Origin of the sequence: Alteromonas sp. LOR (assembly GCF_000753865.1) — a bacterium.
Lineage (GTDB): Bacteria > Pseudomonadota > Gammaproteobacteria > Enterobacterales > Alteromonadaceae > Alteromonas.
In genome coordinates this window covers 147,125-164,529 of sequence record NZ_JQFW01000056.1, presented here as the reverse complement: position 1 = coordinate 164,529, position 17,405 = coordinate 147,125, and the positions used below count along the sequence as shown (strand labels likewise).

The following is a 17,405-nucleotide window of genomic DNA, read 5'->3' as shown; positions in this document are numbered from 1 at the left end:
TGATCCTTACGCATTCAGTTTTTCGCGAAGTAGAGTCTCAAGTTTATCTTGGTCTGCAGCAAAGTTACGGATACCTTCAGATAATTTTTCTGTTGCCATTGCGTCTTGATTCATATCCCAGCGGAATTCGCTTTCAGTTAAGCGCGGACCAGGAGTTTGTGTTGCGCCATTGTCTTTAAGCATCACCTCAAGCTCACCGGGTTCATTGGCAAGTTCTTCGAGTAAAGCAGGGCTAATGGTTAAGCGATCGCACCCTGCCAATGCCTGAATTTCGCCAATATTACGGAAGCTAGCACCCATTACTACGGTGCTGTAGCCGTGGTCTTTGTAATAGTTATAAATGCTTGTTACTGATACTACCCCTGGGTCTTCACTGGCAGAGTATGACTCTTTGCCCGTTGATTTCTTGTACCAATCTAGAATACGGCCCACGAAAGGAGAAATGAGATAAGCGCCTGCTTCAGCACATGCTCTTGCCTGTGCGAAACCAAATAACAAAGTAAGGTTGCACTGAATTCCTTGTTTTTCTAAAACCTCTGCCGCTTGAATGCCTTCCCAAGTCGATGCAATTTTAATAAGAATGCGTGACTTATCGATGCCCGCGTCTTTATAAAGCTGAACTAGGCGTTCTGCTTTTTCGATAGTGGCCGCAGTGTCGAAAGATAATCGAGCATCCACTTCGGTAGAAATACGACCAGGAATAGTGCCTGAAATTTCTTTACCAATAGCGACCGCGAGTTTGTCTGAGGCATCAATAAGCTGCTGGTCAGCGTCGTTCGACTGCAATTTAGCCCAGGCTACGGCGTCGTCAATCAAGCTTGCATACTGTGGTAAGCCAGCCGCTTTTAACAATAAAGACGGATTAGTAGTAGCGTCGACAGGCTGGTATTTTTTTATAGCGTCAATGTCACCGGTGTCGGCAACAACGGTAGTGATATCACGTAACGATGCTAGCTGATTGCTCATAATTCTCTCTATTAGTCATTCAAAATTTGTACAACTTGTCAGGGAGACAAGTTGAATAAAATGGTTCGTTTTTCTGCGAGTAGGGAATTAACGTTTGATTACGTTAATGAAATTCTTATGGTACATAGTTATACCAAAATCATGTGACAAATTATAGCTTACAGGCGCTAATTTACTGCTAATCGGATTTCTCTGTTAAGCCAATTTGAATGTTTGTTGCGGGGTATTATTTTTTCACTATCAGGTGGTGATATACTCGGGTTTATAAGAGCTAGTCTGTAGAAACCTAAGGAGTTGACATGTTAGTTGTAGTTTCCCCAGCAAAGAATCTTGATTTCGAAACTGAAATTCCAGTGAGTTCGTTCACTCAGCCAACCATGATGGACGATACAAAGCGTCTTATGGAAGTGTGTCGTACCTTGTCGCCAGCAGACTTATCGTCTCTAATGAAAATTAGCGATAAGCTAGCAACTTTAAACGCTAATCGTTTCGCTGAATTTTCTACTCCTTTTGATAAAGACAATGCCCGTCAGGCCATGTATGCGTTTAACGGTGACGTTTACACCGGACTTGATGCATATACCCTCAGCGATGAATCGGTAGCGTTTGCGCAAGATCATTTGAGAATATTGTCAGGGCTTTACGGACTGCTGCGTCCACTCGATTTAATGCAGGCATATCGATTGGAAATGGGGACAAAACTCGCCAACTCCGAAGGTAAGGATTTATACGCGTTTTGGAGTAATCGCATTACCGAGGTGCTGAACGAAGCACTAGCGGCCCAAGGTGATAACGTGTTAATTAACTTGGCATCAAACGAGTACTTTAAAGCCGTTAAGAAAAATACGCTAGATGGGATGGTTATTACCCCTACATTCAAAGACTGCAAAAACGGGCAGTATAAGATAATCAGCTTTTTCGCTAAAAAAGCGCGAGGCCTCATGGCCCGTTATATTATTGATAACAAAGTGGCTGATGTAGACGGGTTAAAAGCGTTTGACACTGATGGCTACCAGTTTAGTGAAGAACAAAGCTCCTCAACTGAGCTTGTCTTTTTGCGCAACCAAGAAGAGTAACCCAAGAAGAGTAACCTTGAAGCGAAACCAGAAGACGTAATACTTAGCCGGCACGCCAGATGGCGTGTCGGTCTTGCCGTATGCATACATTCGATTATTTTCATTCTGATACTTCTACCAACAGACTCTCTCTTACAGATACCTAGTCTTTCAAGCCAGCTTTCCTCTTAAACAGCACCCCTAGTATATATTGCGTAACAATTGATATGCACGCACACGTAGCACTTTGTGTGGATAAGGCCTAAAGTAAGCATTAATTAGCTAAGAAAGGCCACTGCAAAACGTGCAGCGAAGAGCAACACGCCGAAGTAATGACTGGCTCTGTTCACGCTAATTCGGGTTGCATCTTAAAAGGTTAAAATAAAACCGTGTATTTGATTGAGTGGCGCACTTTATTAAGTTTTGCTCTGTTTATTAAAATATGCGCTGATTTCGGCAGCGGCCCAAATTAGAAAAGTAGATTTACAGAGTAATTTTACTTTGCGATTTTACAAGCATTTTTACAGGCCAATTGTACAGAGAAAGGGCTAGCTGTATTGTAGTCTGCAAAACCTAATTAAAAATAAAACGACAAAGGAAAAAGTATGATTATCAAAAAGATGCTGTTGATTAGCAGTGCAGTCGCGCTAGCGCTAGGTACATCAGCTGCTACCGCAAATTCTCATAATGACGCTTTAAAAGAGCCAACCGTTATGCAAGAAGCTCAGAATGAGCATGAAAAACTCTTTGCGCTTTTTGCAGCATCTGATGAGCGTAATTTAGCGCTGAACCCCGTAATGGCCATATTTCGCGGTGATATGCGACGTGCAGATCGCTTGGGCGATTTTTTAACTGATGCTCATGATTTAGCAAGTCGTACCAATACACAGCTCAATTTATCGGAACTTGCGCAGATTGATAGAAGCAAGCTAGATGATACTGATAAATTGGCTTATGACGTTTTTAAGTACAATCAAGAGCGCGCACTTGAGATGTCCTCTCCTGAGATAAGCGCCTTAACCGAAGTACGTCCTGTTAATCACTTTAGTGGGTTCCATACTTTCTATCCATCATTTGCAAGCGGTAAGGGCGCAGCACCTTTTAAAACCGTTGAAGACTACGAGAACAATTTATCTCGCCACAAAGACTATATTGCCATTTCAGACCGGGCTATAGAGCGTTTTAAAGAGGGAATGGAATCTGGCGTGTTAGAAACCACGCTCACCATAGACCGCGTTATTAAGCAGTTTGATACACAGCTAGCAATACCGCTCAAAGAGTCGCAGTTTTGGGGGCCTATGACGATGCTTCCAGATTCATTTTCTGATGAAGAAAAGGCTCGCTTAACAAGTGAATATGAGCAAGCGACGCAAGATATATATGATGCAACCACTCGTATGCGCGATTTTCTTCAAACTGAATACCTACCTGTTGCTCGTGAAACCATCGGTTTGAGCGACATGAAAGGCGGAGAAAAGCTTTATGAGCTAATGGTAGAAGGCTCGACTACGCTACCTTTGACTCCTGAAGAACTGCATGAACTTGGTCTTAGAGAAGTTAAGCGCGTTAAAAACGACATGCTAGCAATAAAAGACGAAGTTGAATTTGACGGCACGTTAAACGAATTGTTTGATTTCGTGCGCACAGACCCGCAGTTTAAGCCTGAAAGTCGTGAAGCACTGACCCAAAGTTACTATCGTATTGGCAAAGAGGTAGACAAGAAAATTGGTGAGTATTTCTCATTATTGCCAAAGTCAGAGCTAGAGATAAAGCCTTACGATCCGGCAATTGAGCAGTTTAGCGCCGGTGGTTCGTATCAACCGGGTACGCCTGATGGGTCACGTCCAGGAACGTTTTTCTTTAACGCCTACGATTTACCTAGCCGTTTAACTACCGGGAACGTGACGCTGTATCTTCACGAGGGAGCTCCGGGCCATCATTTTCAAATAAGCCTTGCTCAAGAAAATGACTCACTGCCGTCGTTTATGCGCTTTAGCTTTTTACCCGCTTTCGGCGAGGGATGGGCGCTATACTCTGAAACGCTAGGGTACGAAATGGGCTTTTTCGATGATCCGTGGAACCGTTACGGCACATTGCAAGATGAGCAGTTAAGAGCCATGCGCTTGGTGGTTGATACCGGTATTCACGCGAAGGGCTGGAGCAGAGAAAAAGCCATCGACTTTATGCTTGATAACTCTGGCATGACGCGCACTGAGGTAGTGGCAGAGGTTGAGCGTTATATTGCTATTCCCTCACAAGCCTTATCTTACAAGGTTGGCGCATTAAAAATACAAGAATTACGCGCACGGGCTGAACAGGCCCTTGGCAAGAATTTTGATATTCGAGAATTCCATGCGCAGGTATTAAACACAGGTGGCATTCCACTGGCTATTCTTGAACAAAAAATAGACCGCTGGATAGCCAGTCAAAAAAGCTAGCCAAAAAGTTAGCTTCTTAAAAAAGTACGCACAAAGCCAGCTTTTGCTATCAAGCGAAAGCTGGTTTTTTGATCACAGTTCCTCTATTCTAAAATTCAGCCCGTCGGGACTAGAAAGTGGAGTAAGGGGAACGCAATGAAGCAAAATAATGGACTTTTCGCGTCTTTAGCCGCTATTGGCTTTGCCTGTGTAGCGTTAAGTCTTTCTGGCTGCCAAAGCACCTCACAGCAAGTAAGTAGTAGTGATGATGTTTCCAGCAATCTGTCTTCTTCACTTAACTGGCAAAGCGACAAATTTAGCCACACCAACGTTATTACGCCCCATGAGATATTAGCACTCACACCCAACCAAAAAGCGGAATTTTTATCCTTTTTCAATAGCGACGAACAGCAAGATGTGTCCCCCAATTTTCGTATATCCAACTTTTTAGAGAAATGGGCTACGGATTTTAGCTACGCAGGAGACACATTTACTGCAACAGAAGCCTTTGAAAAAAGGTCGGGCAATTGCCTGACCCTGGCAATACTAACCACTGCACTCGCTAACGTTGTTGGGTTAGATGTGTATTATAAGAAGGTGTTCACGCCGCCTATTTACCGGCGCCACAATCATGTTTTGACCACCTCTGCCCATGTTAAAACCATTGTGCTTGGCCCTGAGGCGGAAGAGAAAAAGCTTGGCGTTGTATTTTTTCGCAGCAGAACCGTTATAGATTATTTCCCCTCATCGCTTAACGACACAGGGGAGTACGTTGCCTTTAACGATTTTATTTCTATGTATTATCAAAACAAAGCGGCAAAGGCGATGGCAGTCAATAACTCTTCGCTAGTCTACAGTTTACTCTCAGCCGCAATGCGCCAAACACCACTTAATTCAGAAACCCTTAACGCTTTGGCGGTGTTTTATCGTCAGAACATGCTACATAAAAAAGCGCGAGACATATATGAATTTGCGATTGAGAATAACATTGAATCTATACACACCTTATCGAACTATGCCGTGCTGTTATCCGAGGTAGGGGATACTGCAACATTAGCGAAAATAGAAAGTAAGATATTAGACGTTGAAGAGAACAATCCGTATCAATGGTATGACCAAGGCGTTAAATATTTAAATCAAGGCGAAACAAGAAGGGCGGTTGCCCTTTTCAACAAGTCCATAAAAACCGGGCCGTACCTGAGTGAAGGCTATATGGGGTTAGCAAAAGCATACTTTTTACTCGGCGATATAGAACGTGCAGAGTCTAAGCTTAAAAAAGCAAAGGAACTCGCCTTTGGTGAAAAGGAAAGAGGGTTATACGCTGCAAAGCTTGATGCCCTGCAGCGTGTTCATAAATTTACCGATTGATTAGCAAAGTAACCTTATTACTTATACAGCCAAATAACGCTTAGATTTTCGCAGCCAATTCGGCGCCCTGACGAATGGCTCTTTTAGCATCGAGTTCTGCTGCTACGTCGGCGCCACCTATGATGTGTACCGTAAACCCAGCTTCTTCAAGAGGCGCTTTTAATGGCGTGAACGGTTCTTGGCCCGCACATACAATCACGTTATCAACCTCCAGTAGTTTTGGTTTATCGTTAATAACAACGTGAAGCCCTTTGTCATCAATTTTTTCGTAAGATACGCCATTGATCATTTGCACGTTGTGAAGTTTGAGAGACTGGCGGTGGATCCAACCCGTTGTTTTACCCAAGCCCTTACCCACTTTTGTGGTTTTACGCTGAAGTAAAAACACTTCGCGCGTCGTTGGGGTGAGCTCTTTTTCCTTAAGTGCGCCGCCAGCAGTATAGCTTTTATCAATACCCCAGTGATTGAGCCACTTGTCTCTATTTTCAGTAAGATCTGCATCTTCAACTAGGTATTCGGCGACATCAAACCCGATGCCTCCAGCACCGATTACCGCTACACGCTGACCAACTTCAACATGGTCCCGCAATACGTCTAGATAACCCAACACTTTCGGGTGGTCGTGACCTTCAATAGTTAAGCTTCTCGGTTTAATACCGGTGGCTAAGATAACCTCATCGAAATTTCCATCCTTTAATGTCTCTGTGTTAGCAAGAGTATTTAGATTAATAGTGACATTGGCTCGCGCTAATTGATGTTTAAAGTAACGAAGGGTCTCATAAAATTCTTCTTTTCCCGGTATTTTCTTTGCGTAATTAAATTGGCCACCAATCTCATTGGCTTGGTCGAATAGATGTACATCGTGCCCGCGGTCAGCGGCGTACATGGCAAAGGATAAGCCTGCTGGCCCTGCACCAATAACCGCCAGTTTTTTCTTGTTAGCGGTTGGTGAGAAAGTGAGTTCGGTTTCATAGCAGGCCTGGGGATTCACTAAGCAGCTTGCACGCTTTTGCTCAAAGGCATGGTCTAGGCAGGCTTGGTTACAAGCTATACAGGTGTTGATCAGCTTCGATTCATTTTGCATTGCTTTGGCCACAAAATGAGCGTCGGCAAGAAAAGGGCGCGCCATGGAAACCATGTCTGCGTGACCGTCGGCTAATACCGACTCTGCAACTTCTGGCGTATTTATTCGGTTAGTCGTCACTAGCGGCAGTGATACCTCTGCCTTCATCCGCTTGGTTATCCATGTAAAAGCCGCTCGCGGGACTGAGGTTGATATCGTTGGCACTCTCGCTTCATGCCACCCAATGCCTGTATTGATAAGCGTCGCGCCAGCCTTTTCTATCTCTTTCGCTAAATAAACCACCTCATCCCATTGGGCTCCGCCTCCCACTAAATCCAGCATAGAAAGGCGATAAATAATAATAAACTCCGGCCCCACTTTTTCACGCACACTTTTCACTACCTCGATAGCCAGTCGAGCTCTATTTTCAAGGCTACCTCCCCATTCATCGTCTCGCTGATTAGTGCGTTCACAGAAAAACTGGTTAATGAGGTAGCCTTCTGACCCCATTATTTCTACGCCGTCGTATCCAGCCTTTTGAGCTAAACCTGCGCAATTTGCATAGTCTTTTATTGTGCTTTTAATTCCGCTTGAAGACAGTGCTCTGGGTTTAAAAGGGGTAATGGGTGATTTCACGGATGAAGCTGATACAGCTAGAGGGTGGTAGCCGTAGCGCCCAGAGTGAAGAATTTGCATACATATCTTGCCGCCTTCAGCGTGAACAGCGTCAGTAATGACTTTGTGTTTTTTAGCGTGTCTCTTACTGGTCATCCGCCCTGCAAATGGGGCTACCCACCCAGAGATGTTAGGACTTATTCCCCCCGTTACGATGAGGCCTACGCCGCCCTTTGCCCGCTCTGCATAGAATGCTGCCAATTTGTCAAACCCGCCTTTTTCCTCTTCTAAGCCTAAATGCATAGAGCCCATCAATGTGCGGTTTCGCAATGTGGTAAAGCCTAAGTCGAGAGGCTCGAGAAGGTGGGGGTAGGGCGTAGTCATAGTCATTTCTCTTTTTATAATTTTAGTGGTTTGCCTCACGTTTTCCGAAGCCTTTTATATAAAGCGCTTTATTTAAAGCAAAACGTGTTGAGGTAGATAATCTAAACTGCACGGGTCGCAAAGCAAGCGTTCCAGCCTATAAGTCGCAGTTTACAAGCCGCACCTAACAAGCCGCACCTAACAAGCCTCTCTTATGCCTAATACAACATAATAATATGTGAATACATAAAATAACGCTGTTCTGATTATTTACTAGGAACAGCGTATCGTAAAGAGAGTTTATTAATACCAGTCCGCATAGATAGTTACCCACTCAGCGAGACTTAAAATGTTCGTAATCGCGGCGTGTTACCGCAGGTGCAGTGGTTCTACATCAAGGTGACACAACAAAGAGTACGGACATTTTAAACTCGCCCTTTGGGAAGGTCTGGCAAGTTCCCTAGCTTCATTCTGGGAATTTGAAAGGGAACAGCCATTCCTGCATTCCCACGCTTCGCTAGGAAACTTGCCAGCGCCTTCTGAGTGAGCAATTATCTATGCGGACTGGTATAAAATATAGCGGACATAAAAAAAACGAGGTCAAAGACCTCGTTTTTAAAAAGTAGTCAACAAGGGCAGCTCGCCTTAGTCCACGAACATTTTTTGTTTAAACTTAAGGGTTTGCTTTTCAGCGGCTCTTTGAGCGGTGACTTCAAAGCGATAAGTCTCTTGGTCGCGGAACGGCAATACTGCCAAATAATAAATAGCATCACCGTCTTCCACCTTCTTAAACGTCAGCTGCTTTTTACTACCAAGCAAATTCGTTGCGTTGCCAGTCACTGATACTCGCTGAGCTTCGCCAGAATCCTTATTTAACACTGAAATATTCACTAGCGCATTGTATTTACTGCGAACGATACCGTAGTTAGCTGCCACCTCAGGTGTTAAAAACGGCGTATTCACTACCATGTAGTGCACATCCCACTCACCGAGAGTTTCTTTTTGCTCCGCATGAGCCTGTACGCTTAGGCACATGAGTAGTGCACCTATAAACACTGATGACACTTTTTTAACTATATTCACCGCTGTTCCTCGCATTAACATTGTTCGCACCGTTTTCTTTCGATTTGGTGAACGGCGTTAGCATTAATCCTCTCCTACGTAAATCTTCACCTACAAAGAGAGAGGATTGCCCATTCATCACTTATAGACTCATAGCACTCTGAGCGCGTCTTGGATCAGCAGCTGTAAAAACTGTAATCCAATAATTGCGATAAGCACCGACAAATCAAGGCCGCCTAAGGGAGGGATAATTTTGCGAATAGGCGCTAAGAAAGGCTCGGTAAGCTGATGAAGCACATAGTCTATAGGAGACTGACCCTGTGAGACCCAGCTTAAAATTGCCCGCAATAATAGCACCCAGAACATAAGCGACAAGGTTTCTTTTATCACACCCATGACTGACATAATGGCAATCCCGATAGGGTTTAGATTGCCGCCAGATATCAGTATTAAGGTAATGATTTTAAGCGCACAAACAGCAATCGCTAACACAAAGGTGGCCGTATCAAATCGACCTATGGACGGGATAATGCGTCGCAACGGTCCTACAATCGGATGTGTGGCCTTCACGATAAATTGGCTCATGGGGTTGTAAAAGTCTGCTTGTACCATCTGCAGCCACAACCTCAAGATGACAATCATCAGGTAAAGGTTAAATAATGTATCGACTAAAAATACCGTTGCGTTCATCTACTGTTTTTCCTAAAAACGTTAAAGCTGTTTTGCCATTTCTTCGGCTCGAGCGACGGCAGCGCGCATAGACTTGCTGACAATATCTTTTAAGCCTTCGTCAATGAACGTATTTACCGCTTGTGCAGTAGTGCCGCCTTTAGAGGTAACTTGGGCACGAAGCTCACTTAATTCAAGGTCTGGGTTATTGCACACCATTTCAGCTGCACCTAGCATAGCTTGCTGTACCATAAGACGAGACTGGTCTTTATCAAACCCCATATTCATGGCTTCTTCTTGCATGTTCTGTAGGAATAAGAAGAAGTACGCAGGACTACTACCGGCAGCGGCAATGACACCGTTGATACCATCTTCTTCATTAACCCAAACGGTTTCACCTACGCTGTTCATTACATCGTCTACATAGGTTCTGTCTTCTTGCGTCACTGTGTCATCGGCATACATACCCGACATGCCTTTACCTAATAAACTGGGCGTATTCGGCATAATACGAACAACTGGGTAGTCACCACCTAACATCTCTTGCAGGCGAGACACCGGAAGGCCTGCTGCAATACTCAAAAAGAGCTTACCCGCGAGGTCATTGTTTTTCTGTAAATCGGCGCACATGTCGCCCATAATCTGTGGTTTTACTGCAAGCACAATGGCATCGGCAAACTGGCAGGCTTCATCGTTCGATTGGGTAGTTTGTATGCCGAACTCTTCTTTCAGCTTGTCTAATTTCGGTGTAGACGGGTTAGCTGCAAGTATATTTTCTTTTGCATAGCCAGACTGAATTAATCCACTAATGATGCTGCGGCTCATGTTGCCTGCGCCAATAAATGCCAGTTTTTTCTGTTGCATGTAAATCCTATTTGTTGTCTATGTAATGCTTAATTCAACACGCATAATTGCACAAAAGTAACGTTGCAATCGCGTATTGCTGAATAAGTAGTTAAATCGTGGGTTTTAACGTTGTCGCCTCGTTTTTTGAACGCCAACGTTTCACTTTTTACGCTCGCGGCTCATTTTCAAACGCTAGCGGCTTACTTTAAAACGCTCACGCTTGGGGGAGACGACTCAACCACGTTTACCAAAAATAGCCGTGCCTATACGCACCATTGTAGAACCATTTTTGATGGCAGCGTTCATATCGCTGCTCATTCCTACCGATAGGGTATCAAAATTGGCCAGCGATTTGTGGTAATGGTCATATAATTCCTTCAGTTTACCGAGAGTATGGGCTTGTTCTTCCTCGCTTGGGTTGGCTTTTGGAATGGCCATAATGCCGCGAAGACATAATTTTTCCTGCGATTCGATAAACTGAATTAAGCCGTCAAGTTCGCTAGGTTTAACGCCAGATTTGCTGTCTTCATCATCAATGTTGAGTTGAACGCATACATTTAGCGCAGATAAGTTGTCGGGGCGTTGATCATTTAATCTTCGCGCCACTTTTTCTCTATCAACCGACTGTACCCAGTGAAAGTGCTCGGCTACGACCTTGGTTTTATTCGATTGAATGGGGCCAATCATGTGCCACTCTATATCAGTGAGGTGAGCAAGTTCCTGAACTTTTTCAACACCTTCCTGAACATAGTTCTCTGCGAACAATCGTTGTCCCGCTTCATACGCTTCAATAATATCCGATACGGGTTTAGTTTTGCTTACCGCTAGTAATTTGACTGAATTTGGTGGACGATGTACTGACGTAGCGGCTTGTGTAATTCCCTCTAGTGCGGAATTTATTCTTTCTGCTATTGTTTGCATTATTCACCTTGTTATGGAGAAGTGGTTGTGGATATTACCGAACTTTTAGCGTTTAGTGTTAAGAATAACGCCTCAGATTTACATTTGTCAGCCGGACTCCCGCCGCTTATTCGCGTTGATGGCGAAATGCGTAAGCTCAACGTTCCAGCCCTTGATCACAAGCAGGTTCATGGCCTCGTTTATGAAATCATGAACGACATGCAACGCAAAGAATACGAGGAAAACTTAGAAACCGATTTTTCTTTTGAAGTAAAAGGACTATCGCGCTTTCGTGTAAACGCGTTTGTGCAAAATCGCGGCGCCGCAGCGGTACTTCGTACAATCCCTAGCGATGTGCTTACTTTAGACGATTTAGGTGCACCAGATATTTTCAAAGAAATTATCAATCAGCCAACTGGAATAGTGTTAGTGACAGGTGCTACCGGCTCGGGTAAAAGTACCACATTGGCGGCTATGGTCGATCACATTAATACCCACAAACGAGAGCATATTCTTACCATAGAAGACCCCATTGAATTTGTGCACGACAATAAACTTAGCCTGATTAACCAGCGTGAAGTGCATCGAGACACACACTCGTTCAACAATGCGCTGCGCTCGGCGTTACGTGAAGATCCCGATGTTATTCTTGTGGGCGAGCTACGTGATTTAGAAACTATACGCCTTGCTATCTCCGCCGCGGAAACTGGTCACTTGGTATTTGGTACCTTGCATACCAACTCAGCGCCAAAAACCATTGACCGGATTATCGACGTGTTTCCGGCAGAGGAAAAGTCAATGGTGCGTTCAATGTTATCCGAATCTTTACGAGCGGTAATATCGCAAACCCTATTGAAAAAAGTAGGCGGCGGACGAGTAGCTGCCCATGAGATTATGGTGGGTATCCCGGCCATTAGAAACCTTATCCGCGAAGATAAAGTGCCACAGATGTACTCGGTTATTCAGACCGGTCAGGCACATGGTATGCAAACCATGGATCAGTGTCTGCAGCGCTTGGTGGCAATGGGCGTGATTACAAAGCAAGATGCTGCGGCTAAGTCTGTTGATAAACAATCGATGAATAGCTTCTAGACAGTTTGTTAGACACCCGTAATTAGGTCCAATTTTTCAGGTTTAAAGCCCAGGAACCATAATGCTAGATTCGCTTTTACAAAAAATGATCGACGGTAATGCCTCAGATTTATTCGTCACGGCAAACTTTCCAATTAGTGCAAAAATCAACGGCAAGCTTACGCCTATCTCTGATTCAGTAACCTCTGAAGAATTAGCGTTGTCTCTGGTACATGAAGCGATGACAGAAAAACAGCAACACGAGTTTCATACATCAAAAGAGTGTAACTTTGCTATCGTTAGAGAAGGAATTGGGCGTTTTCGTTGCTCTGCTTTTTGGCAGCGCGACCAAGCAGGAATGGTTATAAGGCGGATCGTTACGCAAATCCCCAAGGCCGATGATTTAGGGCTACCGAGAGTCTTAAAAGAAATCATTATGGCAAAACGCGGGCTCGTACTATTTGTCGGGGGAACCGGTACCGGTAAATCAACCTCTTTAGCCGCGCTAATTGGCCACAGAAATGAAAACTCTCACGGTCACATTCTTACTATTGAAGACCCAATTGAATTCGTTCACGAACACAACAACTGCGTTATAACCCAGCGTGAAGTAGGCATAGATACGCAATCTTTTGATGATGCGTTAAAAAGCTCTCTACGCCAAGCGCCAGATGTCATTCTTATTGGTGAAATTCGCTCTATGGAGACGATGGAGTATGCCATGTCGTTTGCCGATACAGGGCATTTATGTGTAGCGACTTTGCACGCTAATAATGCCAACCAAGCCATTGAGCGAATAATGCACCTAGCGCCAAAAGATATGCACGACAAGCTGCGTTTCGATTTAAGCCTAAACATCCGCGCCATTGTGGCGCAGCAATTGGTGCCCACGCCAGACGGAAAAGGCCGAGTCGCGGCAATAGAAGTGCTACTTAATACGCCGTTGGTAAGCGACCTTATTCAACGCAACGAGATTGGCAGTCTTAAAGAAGCGATGAAAAAAGGTAAAGAGCAGGGTATGCAGAGCTTTGATATGGCCCTATACGACCTGTATAAGCAAGGACGGATTGAAATGGACCAAGCGCTGCATCACGCTGACTCACCAAACGACCTTCGCCTTATGATTAAGCTAGATGCCAGTGATAACTCAAGTTTGGGAACGCTATCGAATGTGTCTTTTGATATGGATGAATAGCAACATGAGTTGGAGCGCCGCGGGAGTGACTGCTTGAAAAAACTGTTTTCTTCTGAGCATGCGTTTGAACTTCAGGCAGTGCGCAGCGAGCTTGACGCGCTTAGTATTCCCTACATGGTAAAAAATGAGTTTGCTAGTGGAGCACTCGGGGAACTGCCATGGCAAGAAGCACAGCAAGAGCTGTGGTTGGTTGACGATACGTGGTTTCATCGCGCTTCAAAGGTAGTGGACGGCATTAAAGCCAATTTTGCATCTAGCCAAGGCGGCCAGGGCCAAGAAGGGCGCGAATGGGTATGCAACAGTTGCGGTGAAGAAAATGGCAGTGCGTTTGAGGTTTGCTGGCAATGCGGCGATGATCTATAAGGCTACGAGCATCTACAGGGCCAGTAGTAGAGGAGAAATTTTCAGGCGCCGACGCTTAAAATCGGTCTGAAGCCTTACTCGTAGGCGCTTTCTATCCAGCTAGTAAAAATAACGCACGCCGACACACTATCTACTTTCTCTTTTGTCAGTTTTTTATACCCACCTAGTTCGAACAGCATGGCTTTAGCGTCGGTGGTAGTTAGCCGCTCGTCGCAAACCTCTACTTTAACCTTAAAGCGATTGTGCAAGCGATTAGCAAACTTACGAGCCCGCTGGGTCATCTGCTGCTCAGTACCGTCCATATTTAGCGGTAGCCCAACAACGACCACATCAGGAAACCAATCCTTATATAAGGTTTCGATAAGGTTCCAATCGGGAATGCCGTCTCTGGCTTTCAAAGCGGGAAGGGGCGATGCGGTACCTGTGACTTCTTGGCCTACGGCAACGCCAATGCTTTTAGTACCAAAATCGAAGGAAAGTATTGTTCTGTTGCCAAGTTTATTTCCCATTTTAGGCATGACCAGAGCCTGGTGCTAATTGCCACACATCGACGCCGAGCTTGTTCACGGTAGCTTGCCATTTCTTATGGATAGGCGTGTGAAATAAGATTTCCTCATCAGCTTCAATCGTTAGCCATGCGTTATCTTGCATTTCCTGCTCCAACTGCCCTTTAGACCAACCGGCAAACCCCAGAGCGATAATGGCATCATCAGGACCTTCATCGTTACCGATGGCGGTTAAAATGTCCTTTGACGTTGTTACCATTACCCCTGGTGCTAGGGCTAAACTCGAGGCCCAACCTTTTTGCGTAGAGTGCAATACAAAACCTCGTTCCTGACTTACAGGGCCGCCTGCGAGTACGATTTCTTCGGCTTTATCGTCTGACACCGTGAGTTCTTTGTCGGTTTGTTCTAAAAGTTGCTTCACATTCATTGTGGAGGGTTGATTCACCACAATTCCCATGGCGCCTTCTGAGTCATGTTCACAAACATAAATCAAAGAGCGAGAAAAATAAGGGTCGTCTAAGCTTGGCATTGCTACCAAAAAGTGATTTTTTAAACTCGTTAACTCTGTCATATTTTTTTCACTTTCAGTTTATTTCTCTCAAAATTTATCCCGTTCAGTTTTTATAAAGGCTGAGTTTCGTCAAGCCTAGCTTTTACTAGGCCTGGGTTTTACCTGGCCTGAGTTGCACTAAGCCTTGAGTGCCAAGCGTTTCTCTATTGCCTCAAACAGCTTCGCCATAATGTTGATATCGAAATGACGTTCAATTTCTCGTACGCATGTGGGGCTAGTAATGTTTATCTCCGTTATTTTATTGCCAATCACATCAAGCCCAACAAAAAGAATGTTGTTCTCTTTCAGCGTTGGCGCAATGGCTTCTGCTAACGCTCTGTCTGATTCAGAAATGGGTTGGGGCCGTCCGGTACCGCCGGCGGCTAAATTACCACGAGTTTCTCCCTTGGTAGGTAAGCGAGCCAAGCAATAAGGAATAACTTCACCGTCTACAATGAGTACGCGCTTGTCACCGTCTTTTATTTGCGGCAAATATTCTTGAACCATCATGTAGCGCGTGCCTAGGTGAGTCAGCGTTTCAATGATGACCCCAAGGTTATTGCCATCAGGCTTCACACGAAATATGGAAGCTCCGCCCATGCCGTCAAGAGGTTTACAAATAATATCTTGGTACTTAGCGTGAAATTCACGAATTGGCACTTGGTTATTAGCAACAAGCGTAGCTGGAATATGTTCAGGGAAGTATGAAGTAAACAGCTTTTCGTTGTAGTCTCGCAACGCCTGAGGGTTATTTACCACAAGAGCGCCTGCATCTTGTGCCAACGACAGCATTTGAGTGGCATAGAGAAATTCACTGTCAAATGGCGGATCCTTACGCATAAGCAACACATCGATATCACCTAGGTGAACCGCATTGGTTTCGGTAATCTCGTAAAAGTCTGCGGGCTGATCTTTCACTGTTACCGTTTTCGCCAATCCCATTGGCTTACCGTTTTCTAAGTAGAGATCCTTAAGTTCAAAATACACTACAGTTGCACCGCGGCGCTGTGCTTCTAGCATCATTGCGAGGCTGGTATCTTTGTGTGGTGTGATGGCCTCAATGGGGTCCATGATTACGCCGACAGTATATTGCATTAGGTTCTCGCTTTAAAATTAACGGTAGTCACTATGACCTTATACCCCCTTATGTTGGGGCGCTCTACCACAGTTCAAGACAGCGGCGTTATGTTCTAAAATGTAAAGAGGATTCAGGTTACTCAGAAATCGCCATGTTGAGCTTGCAGTATGCTTAACGACGTGAGGGCTGCAGTTTCTGTTCTTAAAATTCGTGGACCTAAGCTTACCGACAGGTATCCATTTTCATTAGCCTGATGAATTTCTGTCTCAGAAAGGCCGCCCTCCGGCCCCACTAGTAATCTGTAGCCTTGCGTATTGTAGGGTTGCTTAGCAAGAGGCTGTGACGCACCCGGTGCAAGGACTATACGAGAACTAGAAGTAGATTGAGACAGCCACTGAACAAGAGAAACTGGCTCATTAAGCGTAGGCACTCTGTTTCGACCGCTTTGCTCACAGGCACCTAGGATAATTTTTTGCCATTGTTGCAGCTTTTTTTCCCAGCGTGATGGCTCTAATTTCACTGCACACCGCTCAGTGATGATTGGGGTAATTTCACTGACGCCCAATTCAACGCTCTTTTGCAACACCATATCCATTCTGTCACCTTTAGAAACGCCTTGACCTAAATGCAGGTGCAGAGGTGACTCATTAGAGACAGACAAGCAGGCATCAATCTCAACGATAACGTTTTTCCGCTGAACACTGATGATTATTCCACTGTACTCATTGCCATCGCCGTTAAACAAAACAATCGGTCGATTAGGTTTCAGGCGTAAAACCGTTGCAACGTGATGTCCTGCTTCTTGGGTAAGCTCAAATTCTTGTTCTAAGGCGATAGGATCGGGGTAATAAACTCTAGGTATACGCATGAAAAATTTGCAGTTGTCGTTTTTGCGTATAATACGTGGGGAGGGGGGCGACATGCAACGCCGACGTCAGCGAAATCGGCGATAACACGTTTAAACACGTTCTTTCTTTAGTTACTTTACTGTAAACATTCGCAATTGAGTTAAGCCAATGAGCAACTCAATAAAGTGAGAAAGCGTGACAGAAACCGTGTGAATGTTAAATAGAGACGGTTACGCAGCGCGAGCTGAATCCGTGGAACCCGACTGTAGAGAGTGAGCAGGCGTCGACGCTGTATTTTCGCTTTTATTACGGTTCATGTCCCGTTGAGCTCGTGCGTGCTTGGTATGTTTGCCGGTGTCTGATCGCAAAGAATAAAGAAAAATTCCAGCAACGACAGTAAATAACGTGGTTAAGAGCAACATACGATAATCCTTTTTTATAATAATCTACTAAAGCATCAGTGTGGCTGT

At 44.7% G+C, this 17,405-nt stretch carries 16 protein-coding genes; 6 read left to right on the top strand and 10 right to left on the bottom strand.

Annotation, left to right across the window (positions count from 1 at the left end; all coding sequences use genetic code 11):
• Positions 1 to 6: 6 nt before the first annotated feature.
• Positions 7 to 966, bottom strand: coding sequence for a transaldolase (tal, locus tag JV36_RS0116190; protein WP_032097425.1), 960 nt, complete (start codon positions 964 to 966; stop codon positions 7 to 9).
• A 299-nt stretch (positions 967 to 1,265) separates the two neighbouring features.
• On the opposite strand from tal, the gene yaaA reads away from it, so the two are divergent.
• The 3 genes from yaaA to JV36_RS0116175 all read left to right on the top strand — a co-directional run bounded on the left by yaaA (position 1,266) and on the right by JV36_RS0116175 (position 5,806).
• Positions 1,266 to 2,042 (top strand): peroxide stress protein YaaA, encoded by a 777-nt coding sequence (yaaA, locus tag JV36_RS0116185; RefSeq protein WP_032097426.1) that lies wholly within the window; start codon positions 1,266 to 1,268, stop codon positions 2,040 to 2,042.
• 584 nt (positions 2,043 to 2,626) lie between these two features.
• Positions 2,627 to 4,459, top strand: a complete 1,833-nt coding sequence (locus JV36_RS0116180) for a DUF885 domain-containing protein (protein ID WP_032097427.1) — start codon at positions 2,627 to 2,629, stop codon at positions 4,457 to 4,459.
• 135 nt (positions 4,460 to 4,594) lie between these two features.
• Complete coding sequence (locus tag JV36_RS0116175) at positions 4,595 to 5,806, top strand: tetratricopeptide repeat protein (RefSeq protein ID WP_032097428.1); 1,212 nt, start codon at positions 4,595 to 4,597, stop codon at positions 5,804 to 5,806.
• Between the two features lie 40 nt (positions 5,807 to 5,846).
• On the opposite strand, the gene JV36_RS0116170 is transcribed toward JV36_RS0116175, so the two are convergent.
• The 5 genes from JV36_RS0116170 to JV36_RS0116150 form a co-directional block, all read right to left on the bottom strand.
• On the bottom strand, positions 5,847 to 7,874 hold the full coding sequence (locus JV36_RS0116170) for an NADPH-dependent 2,4-dienoyl-CoA reductase (RefSeq protein ID WP_032097429.1): 2,028 nt from the start codon (positions 7,872 to 7,874) through the stop codon (positions 5,847 to 5,849).
• Positions 7,875 to 8,492: 618 nt separating this feature from the next.
• The gene (locus tag JV36_RS0116165; RefSeq protein WP_235207880.1) at positions 8,493 to 8,882 is read right to left on the bottom strand and encodes a DUF4426 domain-containing protein; all 390 of its coding nucleotides are present in this window, start codon (positions 8,880 to 8,882) and stop codon (positions 8,493 to 8,495) included.
• A 177-nt stretch (positions 8,883 to 9,059) separates the two neighbouring features.
• Positions 9,060 to 9,599 (bottom strand): YggT family protein, encoded by a 540-nt coding sequence (locus JV36_RS0116160; protein WP_032097430.1) that lies wholly within the window; start codon positions 9,597 to 9,599, stop codon positions 9,060 to 9,062.
• 21 nt (positions 9,600 to 9,620) lie between these two features.
• Positions 9,621 to 10,442 (bottom strand): pyrroline-5-carboxylate reductase, encoded by an 822-nt coding sequence (proC, locus tag JV36_RS0116155; RefSeq protein WP_032097431.1) that lies wholly within the window; start codon positions 10,440 to 10,442, stop codon positions 9,621 to 9,623.
• A 216-nt stretch (positions 10,443 to 10,658) separates the two neighbouring features.
• Entirely contained in the window at positions 10,659 to 11,345 is a 687-nt protein-coding gene (locus JV36_RS0116150; protein ID WP_032097432.1) for a YggS family pyridoxal phosphate-dependent enzyme, read from the bottom strand.
• A gap of 27 nt (positions 11,346 to 11,372) precedes the next feature.
• Between JV36_RS0116150 and JV36_RS0116145 the strand changes: the two genes are divergently transcribed.
• The 3 genes from JV36_RS0116145 to JV36_RS0116135 all read left to right on the top strand — a co-directional run bounded on the left by JV36_RS0116145 (position 11,373) and on the right by JV36_RS0116135 (position 13,953).
• Positions 11,373 to 12,416, top strand: coding sequence for a type IV pilus twitching motility protein PilT (locus JV36_RS0116145; protein ID WP_032097433.1), 1,044 nt, complete (start codon positions 11,373 to 11,375; stop codon positions 12,414 to 12,416).
• Between the two features lie 61 nt (positions 12,417 to 12,477).
• Entirely contained in the window at positions 12,478 to 13,590 is a 1,113-nt protein-coding gene (locus tag JV36_RS0116140) for a PilT/PilU family type 4a pilus ATPase (protein ID WP_032097434.1), read from the top strand.
• 33 nt (positions 13,591 to 13,623) lie between these two features.
• Positions 13,624 to 13,953 (top strand): putative signal transducing protein, encoded by a 330-nt coding sequence (locus tag JV36_RS0116135; protein ID WP_032097435.1) that lies wholly within the window; start codon positions 13,624 to 13,626, stop codon positions 13,951 to 13,953.
• Positions 13,954 to 14,027: 74 nt separating this feature from the next.
• Here JV36_RS0116135 and ruvX read toward each other — a convergent pair whose 3' ends face one another.
• From ruvX to JV36_RS0116115, 4 genes are all read right to left on the bottom strand, one after another.
• Entirely contained in the window at positions 14,028 to 14,471 is a 444-nt protein-coding gene (gene ruvX / locus JV36_RS0116130) for a Holliday junction resolvase RuvX (RefSeq protein ID WP_032097436.1), read from the bottom strand.
• A complete protein-coding gene (locus JV36_RS0116125) occupies positions 14,464 to 15,030 on the bottom strand; it encodes a YqgE/AlgH family protein (protein WP_032097437.1) in 567 nt (188 codons plus the stop codon). The genes ruvX and JV36_RS0116125 overlap by 8 nt, the downstream gene beginning before the upstream one ends.
• Before the next feature lie 117 nt (positions 15,031 to 15,147).
• Positions 15,148 to 16,104: a glutathione synthase gene (gene gshB / locus JV36_RS0116120; protein ID WP_032097438.1), complete on the bottom strand. Its 957-nt coding sequence runs from the start codon at positions 16,102 to 16,104 to the stop codon at positions 15,148 to 15,150.
• Between the two features lie 122 nt (positions 16,105 to 16,226).
• Positions 16,227 to 16,955 (bottom strand): 16S rRNA (uracil(1498)-N(3))-methyltransferase, encoded by a 729-nt coding sequence (locus JV36_RS0116115; RefSeq protein WP_032097583.1) that lies wholly within the window; start codon positions 16,953 to 16,955, stop codon positions 16,227 to 16,229.
• Positions 16,956 to 17,405: the final 450 nt, after the last annotated feature.